Below are 13,160 nucleotides of genomic sequence, written 5' to 3' on the forward strand. Positions count from 1 at the left end.
GTCCTGATTTCAGCAGTGCCACGCTTGGGAGGAGGGGTCTGCAAGGACGCTTGCGGCCAGAATTGACTTTCAGCTTGGTACTAACGAGGCGCACCTTACAGCAAGTGCATACGCTTGGCAAGCACTGCGTTTGTTCAGGTGAGCCGCGCAGTATGGCGCGTATTTACATCGCTGTGAAGAGGGGGCAAATGGCCCGTATCCGGGCTGATGTGCCCTTTTCGTGCACCCAAATGGAGGTTTATGGTGCACTTGTTCACATTCGGGGCAGTGCCTGTAACAGCTTGGCAACACCCGCCAGCAGCCTCGCCAATGCCTTGACTGCGAGGTTAAGTCAATGAAAAAAAACACTATTTTTAGCTGGTGAAAAAATCGTCAGTTTGACTGAAGCCCCTTGTTCACGGGGGTTTGCGGGGTGTGTGAGGGGGTTGTCCACCGAGTTATCCACAGGAACTGTGGATTGTCCCAAGCGCTTGCTCTAGTACGGGCGTGCAAGCAACGGAGTGAACTGTCCGACAATCGACATGCTCAGACGGACCGGTTGGTCATCCACCTGAAAACGTCAAGAAAAGATCATCAGAAATTTTTTCAATTCTCCAGAAATCGACAGGCCACGGCGGAAAAAAAAGGGTAGAGTGGCGCGCCTTTCGAGTTACCCAGTCTGTTGCTCATGAAGTTTCGCGGTAAACACCTCGCCAGCCCCGCGGCATCGAAACCTGCGCCTCCTACCAAACGCTTCTCCCTTAAAGTGGCCCTCTGGCTGCTCGATAACCCGCGTCTGGGTGACAAACCCCAGGTGAAGCACTTGGCCGGGCGCCTGCTGAAACAGCCGGCGCGTCAGGGTGTGGTCGTTGCGCAAAGCCGCCTGGGGCAGATGCTGTGCCGCGATTGCGGCAATGCCCGCGACCGGCGTATTGGCCATGAACTGTTGCGCCAGGCCGCCCGTGCCGGGGACCGACGGGCGCAGCTGGAGTATGCGCGGCTGTGCCAGCACAGCGAGCCGGAGCAGGCGCGGTATTGGTTGGAGCTGGCTGCAGGGCAGGGGTCGCAGGAAGCGCGGCGGCTGCTGCGGCAGTGGTTTCCTGCTTGAAGTGTGTTGCCTGCGCCGGCCTCTTCATCGGTAAGCCCGCAAAAGGACCGGCACAGGCAACGCACCGCCCAGGCTGATAAGCTGCGCATCAATCATCCAGGATCGTTCGGGGTAAGCATGACAGTGGATCTGGCCAGCATTCTGCTGGGCTTGGTGGCAGGCGCGTTACCTTGCCTGGGGTGGGTCATGCAGGTGCAGCGCCGCCAGGGCGCCCGGCAAAGTGAGCAGGCGTTGCTTGAAGAACGCCTCAACGCCGCCCAGCTGGCCCAGGCCGGCTTGCAGGCGCAGCTAGAGGCCAACCGCGATGAGGTGAGCGACCTCAGCGAAGCCAACACGGTCAAACAGACCCAGTTGGCCGCCCAGGGCCGTGAACTGGAGCTGCTGCAAATCGACCGCGACAACGCCCGCGACGCCGCCCACGCCTGGAGCCTGGAACGCGCCAACCGTGAGGCCGAACTGCGCCGTCTTGAAGCTCAGACCGCGCGCCTTGAGGCCGAACTGCATGAGCAGCAGGAAAGCCATCAGCAACGCCTGGAAGACCTGCAAGAGGCCCGTGACACACTGCGCGCCCAGTTTGCCGACCTGGCCACCAAGATCTTCGACGAGCGCGAGCAGCGCTTCGCCCAGACCAGCCAGCAGCACCTGGGCCAGTTGCTCGACCCGCTCAAAGAGCGCATCCAGGCGTTTGAAAAACGCGTGGAAGAAAGCTATCAGCAGGAGGCCCGCGAACGCTTCTCGCTGGGTAAGGAGCTGGAGCGCCTGCAACAGCTCAACCTGCGCCTGTCCGATGAAGCCACCAACCTGACCCAGGCCCTGAAGGGCCAGAAAACCCAGGGCAACTGGGGTGAACTGATTCTTGAACGGGTGCTGGAGCATGCGGGCCTGGAAAAGGGTCGCGAGTACCAGACCCAGGTCAGCCTGAAGAGTGCCGACGGCGAGCGTTTTCAGCCCGATGTGCTGATCATGCTGCCCGGCGACAAGCAGGTGGTGGTGGACGCCAAGGTCAGCCTAACGGCCTACCAGCAGTTCGTGGCAGGCAACGACGAGGCCGCGCTCAAGCAGCATGTGCAGTCACTGCGCAGCCATGTAAAAGGCCTGTCGAGCAAGGACTACAACCGCCTCGAAGGCCTGCACAGCCTGGACTTCGTGCTGCTGTTCGTGCCCATCGAGGCGGCTTTTTCGGCCGCCCTTCAGGCCGAGCCGAACCTGTTCCAGGAGGCCTTCGACCGGCAGATCGTGATTGTCAGTCCCACCACCTTGCTGGCGACCTTGCGGGTTATCGACAGCCTGTGGAAGCAGGAGCGCCAAGGCCAGAACGCCCGGGAAATTGCCGAGCGTGCGGGTTGGCTGTACGACAAGTTCGTGTTGTTCATCCAGGACCTGGACGAGTTGGGCAACCGCTTGCAGCAGGTGGACAAGGCCTATGCTGCTGCGCGTAACAAGCTGTGCGAAGGGCGCGGCAACCTGGTCAGCCGCAGCGAGCAGTTGAAGCTGTTGGGCGCCCGCGCTAGCAAGAGCCTGCCGGCAGACTTGCTGGAGCGGGCGCTGTCCGATGAAGTGCCGGATGCAGCGGTTACTGAACCTGGCTCAGATGGCGATTGAGCAGGGCGCGCAGGGCTGCCGGCTTGACCGGCTTGGCCAAGTAATCCAGCCCTGACGCATGCACCATGGCGATGGTTTCCTTGCTGCCGTCGGCGCTGATCACCACGCCTGGCACCGGTTCACCCAGGCGTGCACGTAGCCAGCCCATCAGCCCGGTGCCGGTCTCGCCGTCATCCAGGTGATAGTCCACCAGCGCCAGGTGCGGGCGCATGCCTTTGGCCAGCAGGGCCTCGCATTCGGCCTGGTCGCGCGCGGTCCATACCTGGCAACCCCAACGGCTGAGCAGGCTGTTCATGCCGATCAGAATGCTGTCTTCGTTGTCCACGCACAGCACCTGAAGCCCGGCCAGCGGCTGGCCACCCTGTTCCACCGGGGCGCTTGGCGCCGGGGCGGCCTGGCGGGCAATCGGTACGCAGACGCGGAACACCGTGCCCTTGCCCGGCCATGAGCGCACTTCCAGCGTATGGCCCAGCACTCGGCACAGGCCATCGGCAATCGCCAGGCCCAGGCCCAGCCCCTTCTCGGCGCGAGTCTGGTGGCTGTCCAGGCGTTTGAATTCCTGGAAGATCACCTGCAGCTTGTCGTCCGCAATGCCCGGCCCACGGTCCCATACTTCCAGCCACAGGTGTTCGCCCTGGCGTCGAGCGCCCAGCAAGATCGGGCTCTTGCCGTAGCGCAGGGCATTGGTGAGGAAGTTCTGCAGTACCCGGCGCAGCAGTTTCATGTCGCTGTCCACCCGCAGACGGCTGCCACGCAGGCGGAACTCCAGCCCCTTTTCGGCGGCCAGCACCTTGAACTCGGCCCCCAGGGTGTCGAACAGTTCGTTGAGGGCGAAGGGCTTGGCGTCTGGGGTGATCTTGCCGTTTTCCAGGCGCGAGATGTCCAACAGGTCACTGATCAGCTCTTCGGCCGAGCGTAGCGAACTGTCCATGTGCTGCACCAGCTGCTGGGCCTCTTCGTTCATGGCTTCGGCCTGCTGCGACAAGGCGGCGGAGAACAGCCGTGCGGCGTTCAGTGGCTGCATCAGGTCATGGCTGACCGCAGCCAGGAAACGGGTCTTGGACTTGCTTACCGCTTCGGCCTGGCTCTTGGCTTCAGACAACGCCTGGTTCAACTGCGACAGTTCATGGGTGCGCTCTGCCACCCGTTGTTCCAGGCCTTCGTTGGCATCGCGCAGGGCCTGCTCGGCCTCACGGAACGGGGTGATGTCGGTGAAGCTCATGACGAAGCCGCCGCCAGGCATCGGGTTGCCGATCAGCTCGATCACCCGGCCATTGGGGAACAGCCGTTCGGAGGAGTGTGCGCGGCCCTGGCGCATCCAGTGCAGGCGCCGCGCCACATGCACTTGCGCTTCACCCGGGCCGCACAGGCCACGCTCGGCGTTGTAGCGGATGATGTCGGCAATCGGCCGGCCCACGCTGATCAACCCGTCGGGGTAATTGAACAGTTCCAGATAGCGTCGGTTCCAGGCCACCAGGTGCAGGTTCTGGTCGACCACGCTGATACCCTGGTTGATGTTCTCGATGGCACCTTGCAACAGCGCGCGGTTGAACTGCAGCACCTCGCTGGCTTCGTCGGCGATGCGCACCACGTCTTCCAGCTGCATGTCACGGCCTTCGATGGCCGCCTTGACCACTGCACGGGTTGACGAGGTGCCAAGTACCCCCGCCAGCAGGCGTTCGGTGTGTTCGATCCAGTCACCGTCGGCATTCTGGTTGGGGTTGAAGCCCTTGCCTTGGCGGTAGGCGAAGCGGATGAAGCTCTGCCGCGCGCGTTCTTCGCCGACAAAGCGCGAGGCCAGGGTCAACAGGTCGTCGATCTGCACCGCCAGTAGCGGCTTGCTGCTGGGCCGCGCGGTTTGCTGGCCAATGAAGCGGCCGGCTTGCCAGTGCTCGGAAACTCGAGTTCGCGACAGAACCGAGACCCAGGCAAACAGGGTGAAGTTGCCCGCCAGTGACAGCACCACGCCCTGGGTCAGCGGGCTGATCGGCAGGTTCAGCGGGTTGCCGTGCAGCCATGCCAGCCCCGGGAACAGTTGCAGCGACCAGCCCAGGCTGTGCGCGGCTATCGGCAGTACCAAGGTGTAGAACCACAGGAAGATGCCTGCAGCCAGCCCGGCGAACACGCCGCGACGGTTGGCCTGCTTCCAGTACAGCGCGCCGAGCATGGCCGGGGTGAGCTGGGTGACGGCGGCGAAGGCGATCTGGCCGATGGTTGCAAGGCTTGCGGTGGACCCCAGCAGGCGGTAGCTGACGTAGGCCAGCAACAGGATCACCACGATGGTTACCCGGCGTACCGAGAGCATCCAGTGGCGGAACGCCTCGAACGGCCGCTCGGCGTTGTTGCGGCGCAGCAGCCAGGGCAGCAGCATGTCGTTGGACACCATGGTCGACAGCGCCACGGCTTCGACGATGACCATGCCGGTGGCCGCCGAAGCGCCGCCAATGAACGCCAACAGGGCAAGGCTTGGGTGTGCCTCGGCCAGTGGCAGGCTGATGACGAACGAGTCGGAAATCACCGTGCCCGGCAGCAGCATCTGCCCGGCAAGGGCAATCGGCACCACGAACAGCGCGGCCAGCGCCAGGTACATCGGGAATACCCAACGGGCCAGGCGCATGTCCTGGGGCTCGATGTTCTCCACCACGGTGACATGGAATTGCCGAGGCAGGCAGATGATCGCCATCATCGCCACGGCGGTTTGCACCACCATCGACGGCCAGTTGATGGTTTCTTGCCAATAGTCCTGCAAGTGGATCGACTGGCGGGCCTGGCTGAACAGGTCGTCGAAGCCGTCATACAGGTTGAAGACGACGAAGATGCCCACGGCCAGGAAGGCCAGCAGCTTGATCAGCGATTCGAAGGCAATCGCCAGCACCATGCCCCGGTGGTGCTCGGTCACGTCCAGGCTGCGGGTGCCGAACACGATGGCGAACAGCGCCAGCACCAGCGACACCACCAGTGCGGTGTCTTGCACGCGGGTACCGGTGGCGTCGGCATTGGCACCAATCAACAGGTTGACGCCCAGCACGATGCCCTTGAGCTGCAAGGCGATGTACGGGAGCACGCCAACCAGGCAGATCAGCGCTACCACTACCGCCAGGGACTGCGACTTGCCATAGCGGGCGGCGATGAAGTCGGCGATCGAGGTAATGTTCTGCTGTTTGCTGATCAGTACCATCTTCTGGAGCACCCAGGGCGCGAAGATCAGCAGCAGCACCGGGCCCAGGTAGATTGGCAGGAACGCCCAGAGCTGTTCCGCGGCCTGGCCGACCGCACCGAAGAAGGTCCAGCTGGTGCAGTACACGGCCAGCGACAGGCTGTAGACCCAGGCACGCAGCTTCGGCGGCAACGGCGTGCTGCGGCGGTCGCCATAGAAGGCGATGGCGAACATGACGGCCATATAGGCCAGGGCGACCACGGCGATCAGCCCACTGGACAACGACATGAAGACTCCGAAGCAAAAAAGATAACGCGGTCCCGATCAATCAGTCTGGCACGCAGGTGCCGCTTCGTCAGCGCAGACGATGGTTGTAGGCGTGAGCTTGCTCGCGATTGACCTGAAACAACACATCAATCTTTTCGGGTACCCAACCCATAAAACACCCCTGCCAGTATCACCGACGACACCAGCAGGTAGAAGATCGCCCCCGGCCACAGGTGCACCAGGGCAAACCCCACCATCACCGGCCCCAGTGCCGCGCCAAGGTTGGACAGGTTCTGCGCGCCGTAATACACCCCGCGCAAGTTTTCCGGCGCAATCAGGTCAATGAACATGTACTCGGCGGGGATCACGATGATCTCGCCCAAGGTGAACACCAGCATCGCCAGGCACCAGGCCAGCACCGAGCCTGCCGCCGCAAAGCCCAGCAGCCCGGCGATGAACAGGGCCATACCGGCCAGCAACCAGGGCATCAGGCGCTGGCGGCTGATACGCCGGCCAATCAGGTACTGCAGGGCAATCACCGTGACTGCGTTGGTGGTCACCAGGTAGCCCACCAGTCGCGCCGCTTCGGCCGGGCTGCTGGTGACGACCAGGTACTGCGACAGGTAGGCCGTGAACTGGCCGAACACCACCGCACTCAACACCCCGCCCAACGTGAAACACACCAGCCGGCGGTCACGCGCCAGCCCCAGCGCCACTTGACCGAAACCGGCCGCGGGCTTGTCTGCGCTCGCCTGCAGGTTGCGATCGCCCAGGCGCCAATAGGCCAGGCACATGGCCAGGCCAAGCAGGGCAGAGGCGATGAATGGCATGTGGTCGTTCAGTTCCAGCATGGCCACACCCAGTAAAGGGCCGGCGGCGTAACCAACGTTGCTCAGGGTGTACTTGATGGCGAACACTTCGGCCCGTTCCTCTACCGGCAGCAGGGCGCAGAAGCCGGCCTTGGCGGCGATGTCGACCACCGCAAGGGCCAAGTTGATCAGAACCAGGCACAGGAAAAACAACAGCGCCGAACGGCTGGCAACCGCGCCGACGAAGGCCAGGGCGAACAGCAGGGTGCTGGCGCTGACCAGGGTGTGGTTACGCAAGGTGTCGACCAGGTGGCCACCATACAGGCTCAGCAGCGAGGCGATGATCAGCGCGCCACCGATCAGCAGGCCGATCTGGCTGATCGGCAGCTGGAAATTGTCGGCCAGGTACACCACCAGGTAGGGCAGGGTGATGGCACGGGCGACGGTGAGGGTGAATGTGGTCAACAGCAACAGGCGTACGGTGTGCGGGTAGCGTTTGATGGCGGCGAGCATTGCCACGTCCTTGTTGTTCTGGGTTTCCCGGCCACAAGCATAAGCCAGGCGCAGGCATTGGCGACAGGCGGAGGATTGACAGCCCATCACCCAGGGGGAATACTCTCGCCAGATTCATATATATGTTTATATAACAAGACGAGAGCGAGACCCATGCACCCATTGACCGGTGATGCTCGACTGCCCCGCTACCAACAACTGCGCGACCACATGGTCGAGCAGATTGCCAATAACCGCTGGCGCCCGGGTGAGGCGATCCCGACCGAAGCGGCCCTGGCCACCGAGTTCGACATGTCGGTCGGCACCGTGCGCAAGGCCGTCGATGTGCTGGTCGCCGAAGGCGTGCTGGAACGCCAGCAGGGCCGTGGCACCTTCATCCGCCGCCCGCAGTTCCAGTCTTCGCTGTTCCGCTTCTTTCGCTTCGAGGCCGCCAATGGCGAGCGCGTGATGCCCGAAAGCCGCATCCTTTCCATCGAGCCACTGACAGCGCCATCGGCGGTGGCCGAGGCCCTGGGGCTGGCGGTGGACGCCGAAGTGATCCGCATCGTCCGTACCCGTCTGCTCGGCGCCCAACCCGTGCTGGCCGAAGAAATCTGGCTGCCGCGCCAGACCTTCCAGCCACTGCTGGAGGTGGAGCTGAACAGCAAGGGGCCGCTGCTGTATCCGATCTACGAAGCACTGTGCGGTCAGGTGGTTGCCTATGCCGAGGAGACCCTGACTGCCGAAGCGGTCGACGCGGTGCATGGCCGCTTGCTGCAACTGCCGGCCGATAGCCCGGTGGTGGTGATCGAGCGGCTGGCCCGAGATTACGCCGGCAAGCCTCTGGAATGGCGCCGCTCGCGCGGCCATGCGCAGCACTTCCGCTACCGCATCGACATCCGCTAAGCCGGCTGCTTCACCCTTTTACCTGTCTGCGCCGTGCTGCCACGGCGCAGTGGTTTTGCCTGCCCGGCCGTAACACACACAATTAGAAGGATAACAATCATGTTCAGTTGGTATCGCCAGATCACCTCGCGGGAACGCAAAACGTTCTGGGCCTGCTTCGGCGGTTGGTCGCTCGACGCGCTGGAAGTGCAGATGTTCGGCCTGGCCATCCCCGCGCTGATCGCGGCCTTCTCCCTGACCAAGGGTGATGCAGGCCTGATCAGCGGCCTGACCCTGGTGACCTCGGCGATCGGCGGCTGGCTGGGCGGTACCCTGTCTGACCGCTATGGCCGTGTGCGTACCCTGCAGTGGATGATCCTCTGGTTCTCCTTCTTCACCTTCCTCTCGGCGTTTGTCACAGGCTTCTACCCGCTGCTGTTCGTCAAGGCCATGCAGGGCTTCGGCATTGGTGGCGAATGGGCTGCCGGCGCGGTGCTGATGGCCGAAACCATCAACCCGAAATACCGTGGCAAGGTCATGGGCACGGTGCAGAGCGCCTGGGCCGTGGGTTGGGGCCTGGCCGTGGCGCTGTTCACGCTGATCTACTCGCTGGTGCCGCAGGAGTTCGCCTGGCGGGTGATGTTCTTCGTCGGCTTGCTGCCATCGCTGCTGATCATCTGGGTACGCCGCAACGTGCCTGAACCGGACAGCTTCCAGCGCTTGCAAAAAGAGAAGGCCATCCCCGCCAGCTTCTTGCAGTCGATGGCCGGCATCTTCCGCCCGGAACTGCTGCGCGTGACCCTGCTTGGCGGCTTGCTCGGCCTCGGTGCCCACGGTGGCTACCACGCGGTGATGACCTGGTTGCCGACCTTCCTCAAGACCGAGCGTAACCTCTCGGTGCTGAACTCGGGCGGCTACCTGGCGGTGATCATCCTGGCCTTCTGGTGTGGTTGCGTGGTCAGCGGCCTACTGATCGACCGCATCGGTCGGCGCAAGAACATCCTGTTGTTCGCGCTGTGCTGTGTGCTCACCGTGCAGGCCTATGTGTTCTTCCCGCTGAGCAACATGCAGATGCTGTTCCTAGGCTTCCCGCTGGGCTTTTTCGCCGCCGGTATTCCGGCCAGCCTGGGCGCGTTCTTCAATGAGTTGTACCCGGCCGATGTGCGCGGCGCCGGGGTGGGCTTCTGCTACAACTTCGGCCGCGTACTGTCGGCGGTGTTCCCGTTCCTGGTCGGCCACATGAGTGAATCGATGTCGCTGGGCAGTGCCATCGGCATCGACGCCGGCATTGCCTATGGCGTGGCTGTGATCGCCGCTCTGTGCCTGCCGGAAACGCGTGGCCGTAACCTTGAGTCTGCACCTGCCCCGGAAATGGCTGGCGCTGTCACCAAATAACTTCACCTTGTTTGTATGAGAACCATGCCCGACGCTCCTGCTTTACACCTGACCGCCATCGACAGCCACGCCCATGTCTTCAGCCGTGGGCTGAACCTGGCCAGTGAGCGGCGTTACGCGCCCAGCTACGATGCGCCGCTGGGCGACTACCTGGGCCAGTTGCTGGCCCAGGGTTTCAGCCATGGCGTGCTGGTTCAGCCCAGCTTCCTGGGTACCGATAACCGCTACTTGCTCAGCGCCTTGCAAACGGTGCCGGGGCAGTTGCGCGGGGTGGTGATGCTGGCGCAAGACGTCGAGCGCGAAACCTTGGATGAAATGGCCCGGCTGGGGGTGAGGGGCGTGCGCCTGAATCTCATGGGCCAGGCGTTTCCCGACCTCACCGGTGCTGAGTGGCGGCCCTTGCTGGAGCGTATTGGCGAGCAGGGCTGGCACCTGGAGCTGCACCGCCATGTGGCGGATATTCCGTCGCTGGTGCGGGCGCTCGAACCTTATGGTCTGGACATTGTGGTAGACCATTTCGGCCGGCCTGATGCCCGCCGAGGGTTGGGCCAGCCGGGGTTCGCCGAGTTACTGACCCTGGGCGGGCGGGGCAAGGTATGGGTGAAAGTATCGGGTATTTATCGGCTGGAAGGCTCGCCTGAACAGAACCTTGCCTTCGCCCGGCAGGCACTGTGCGCGCTGGAAGCGCATTACGGCGCCGAGCGGCTGATGTGGGGCAGTGACTGGCCACATACCCAGCACGAGTCGGCGGTGAGTTTTGGTGCTGTTGTGGAGCAGTTCGAGGCGCTGGGTTGTTCGGCGGAGTTGCGCCGGGCGTTGTTGGTGGATACTGCTCGGGCTTTGTTCGGCTTCGAGTGAGGCAGCGCCTGTTCTGGCCATGCTTGCCAGCCAAGGCATTTTCCATGCAGATTTGTGGCCTGACGCGCCCGGCGTGCCTCCAATTGAAAAGCCCCCAGGACCAAGGACGATGAGTCATTCCTCGCAATTCACCTTGCTCGGCAAGCGGCGCTTCCTGCCGTTTTTCATCACCCAGTCGCTGGGTGCCTTCAATGACAACCTGTTCAAGCAGTCGCTGATCCTGGCGATCCTGTTCAAGCTCAGCCTGGGCGACGGTGACCGTTCGATCTGGGTCAACCTGTGCGCCTTGCTGTTCATCCTGCCGTTCTTCCTGTTCTCGGCGCTGGGCGGGCAATTTGGTGAGAAATTCGCCAAGGACGCGCTCATCCGTGCGATCAAACTGGCCGAGATCGTGATCATGGCAATCGGCGCGCTCGGCTTCATCACCAACCACCTGGCACTGATGCTGGTGGCGCTGTTCGGCATGGGTACCCATTCGGCTTTGTTCGGCCCGGTGAAGTACTCGATCCTGCCGCAGGCCCTGCGCGAAGAGGAGTTGGTCGGCGGCAACGGGCTGGTGGAAACCGGCACCTTCCTGGCCATCCTGGCCGGCACCATCGGTGCCGGGGTAATGATGTCGGCCGACAGCTATGCCACCGTGGTGGCGGGTGGCGTGGTCGGCACTGCAGTACTCGGTTACCTGGCCAGCCGCTGGATCCCGCGGGCTGCGGCCGCCTCGCCGCACATGCCGCTGGACTGGAACATCTTCAGGCAGTCGTGGGCGATCCTGCGCATGGGCCTGGGCCAGCCGCCCGCCGTGTCGCGCTCGATCGTGGGTAACTCGTGGTTCTGGTTTGTCGGTGCCATCTACCTTACGCAGATCCCAGCCTACGCCAAGGACTGGCTGCACGGCGATGGCACGGTAGTGACCCTGGTGTTGACGCTGTTCTCGGTGGGTATCGCCTTGGGTTCGTTGCTGTGTGAACGGCTGAGCGGGCGCAAAGTGGAGATCGGCCTGGTGCCGTTCGGCTCGTTCGGCCTGACCCTGTTCGGCCTGCTGTGGTGGTGGCATTCGGGCGATGTGCCGGTTGCTGCGGCGCCGCACGACTGGCTGGCGCTGTTGGGCCTGGGGCAGGCCTGGTGGATCCTGCTGTCGATCGTTGGCCTGGGCGTATTCGGCGGTTTCTATATCGTGCCGCTGTATGCGCTGATCCAGGCGCGCACGGCCGAAGACCAGCGCGCCCGGGTGATCGCGGCCAACAACATCCTCAACGCCCTGTTCATGGTGGTGTCGGCGGTGCTCACCATCATCCTGCTGGGGCTGGCAGGTTTCACCATCCCGCAGCTGTTCCTGGTGGTGTCGCTGCTCAACATCGCGGTCAACGCCTACATTTTCAGGATCGTGCCCGAGTTCACCATGCGCTTCCTGATCTGGCTGCTGAGCCATTCGATGTACCGCGTGCAGCACCGCGATCTGGAACGCATCCCCGATGAAGGCGCGGCGCTGCTGGTGTGCAACCATGTGTCGTTCGTCGATGCACTGCTGCTGGGCGGGGCGATCCGTCGGCCGATCCGCTTTGTCATGTACTACAAGATCTACAACCTGCCGGTGCTCAACTTCGTCTTCCGCACTGCCGGTGCCATCCCGATTGCCGGGCGCAATGAAGACGCTGCTACCTACGAACGCGCTTTTTCGCGGATTGCCCAATACCTGGCCGATGGCGAGCTGGTGTGCATCTTCCCGGAAGGCAAACTGACCGGCGACGGAGAGATCGATGTGTTCAAGGGCGGCGTCAACCGTATCCTTGAGGAGACGCCGGTGCCGGTGATCCCATTGGCGTTGCAGGGGCTGTGGGGGAGTTTCTTCAGCCGTGACCCGGCCAAGGGCTTCTTCAAGCGACTGTGGTCGCGGGTGACCATCGTGGCGGGCGCCGCCATCCAGGTGGAGGCGGCGCAGCCAGAAGCATTGCGCGAGCAGGTCAGCCGCTTGCGCGGCAACCTGCGCTAGGGGAGGGGGTTAGCTGGCGCTGACTTTGAGGCCGACCAGGCCGCAGACGATCAGCGCCACGCTGACCAGCCGCACCAGAGCCATGGATTCGCCGAACAGGATAATCCCGGCGATGACCGTGCCGACTGCGCCAACGCCGGTCCAGATGGCATAGGCAGTGCCCAGCGGCAGCTCTTTCATGGCCAGGCCCAGCAGGCCAAGGCTGATGACCATGGCGCCAACCGTGAGTACAGTGGGAATCGGCTTGCTGAAGCCGTCGGTATATTTCAGGCCAACGGCCCAGCCGACCTCGAACAGGCCGGCGAAGAACAGGATGATCCAGGACATGTGTGTGTCTCCATCGTTTGAATGATGGGGCCGTCCCCGGAATGGTCACGCGGTGCGTCGTGAGGCCGTCCTCACAGTGGACGCCATGGTGCCCAACCGTTCCCCGCGAGGCAAGTTCCCGTTGAGCGCCAGCCGATCAGAATCGGCACAATCCATTGTCATCTCCACCATTCAGTCATGTGGTTAAAACGGCAGGCAACGGCGCCCGCCACCGCACACCGAACGTATCTACATGGCAGAACGATACGCAGACAGAAGCTTTTCCTGGAACGCTAAAATTATCGGAGGATCAGT

9 protein-coding genes are annotated in these 13,160 nt (G+C 63.1%); 6 read left to right on the plus strand and 3 right to left on the minus strand.

Annotated features, from left to right (window positions below; all coding sequences use genetic code 11):
- Window positions 1-667: 667 nt before the first annotated feature.
- Together QQL85_RS03175 and rmuC are read left to right on the plus strand one after the other, a co-directional pair.
- The gene (locus QQL85_RS03175; protein WP_284355153.1) at window positions 668-1,087 is read left to right on the plus strand and encodes a tetratricopeptide repeat protein; all 420 of its coding nucleotides are present in this window, start codon (window positions 668-670) and stop codon (window positions 1,085-1,087) included.
- A 231-nt stretch (window positions 1,088-1,318) separates the two neighbouring features.
- Window positions 1,319-2,689 carry a DNA recombination protein RmuC gene (gene rmuC / locus QQL85_RS03180; RefSeq protein WP_284355315.1) on the plus strand — a complete coding sequence of 457 codons (1,371 nt, stop codon included), beginning with the start codon at window positions 1,319-1,321 and terminating at the stop codon, window positions 2,687-2,689.
- Here the strand turns inward: rmuC and QQL85_RS03185 are convergent.
- Together QQL85_RS03185 and QQL85_RS03190 are read right to left on the minus strand one after the other, a co-directional pair.
- Window positions 2,661-6,134 (minus strand): hybrid sensor histidine kinase/response regulator, encoded by a 3,474-nt coding sequence (locus QQL85_RS03185; protein ID WP_284355154.1) that lies wholly within the window; start codon window positions 6,132-6,134, stop codon window positions 2,661-2,663. The genes rmuC and QQL85_RS03185 overlap by 29 nt on opposite strands.
- A 125-nt stretch (window positions 6,135-6,259) precedes the next feature.
- Window positions 6,260-7,435, minus strand: coding sequence for an MFS transporter (locus QQL85_RS03190; protein ID WP_284355155.1), 1,176 nt, complete (start codon window positions 7,433-7,435; stop codon window positions 6,260-6,262).
- 153 nt (window positions 7,436-7,588) lie between these two features.
- On the opposite strand from QQL85_RS03190, the gene QQL85_RS03195 reads away from it, so the two are divergent.
- The 4 genes from QQL85_RS03195 (at window position 7,589) to QQL85_RS03210 (ending at window position 12,539) form a co-directional block, all read left to right on the plus strand.
- Window positions 7,589-8,320, plus strand: coding sequence for a GntR family transcriptional regulator (locus tag QQL85_RS03195; RefSeq protein WP_284355156.1), 732 nt, complete (start codon window positions 7,589-7,591; stop codon window positions 8,318-8,320).
- Window positions 8,321-8,419: 99 nt separating this feature from the next.
- Window positions 8,420-9,694 (plus strand): MFS transporter, encoded by a 1,275-nt coding sequence (locus tag QQL85_RS03200; RefSeq protein ID WP_284355157.1) that lies wholly within the window; start codon window positions 8,420-8,422, stop codon window positions 9,692-9,694.
- A 24-nt stretch (window positions 9,695-9,718) separates the two neighbouring features.
- Entirely contained in the window at window positions 9,719-10,552 is an 834-nt protein-coding gene (locus QQL85_RS03205; protein WP_284355158.1) for an amidohydrolase family protein, read from the plus strand.
- Window positions 10,553-10,661: 109 nt separating this feature from the next.
- Window positions 10,662-12,539: a 1-acyl-sn-glycerol-3-phosphate acyltransferase gene (locus QQL85_RS03210; protein ID WP_284355159.1), complete on the plus strand. Its 1,878-nt coding sequence runs from the start codon at window positions 10,662-10,664 to the stop codon at window positions 12,537-12,539.
- Window positions 12,540-12,548: 9 nt separating this feature from the next.
- Here QQL85_RS03210 and sugE read toward each other — a convergent pair whose 3' ends face one another.
- Window positions 12,549-12,866, minus strand: a complete 318-nt coding sequence (sugE, locus tag QQL85_RS03215) for a quaternary ammonium compound efflux SMR transporter SugE (protein WP_012270979.1) — start codon at window positions 12,864-12,866, stop codon at window positions 12,549-12,551.
- Window positions 12,867-13,160: the final 294 nt, after the last annotated feature.

The sequence above is a fragment of the Pseudomonas putida genome (genome assembly GCF_030159595.1).
In the GTDB taxonomy this organism is placed as follows: domain Bacteria; phylum Pseudomonadota; class Gammaproteobacteria; order Pseudomonadales; family Pseudomonadaceae; genus Aquipseudomonas; species Aquipseudomonas putida_AC.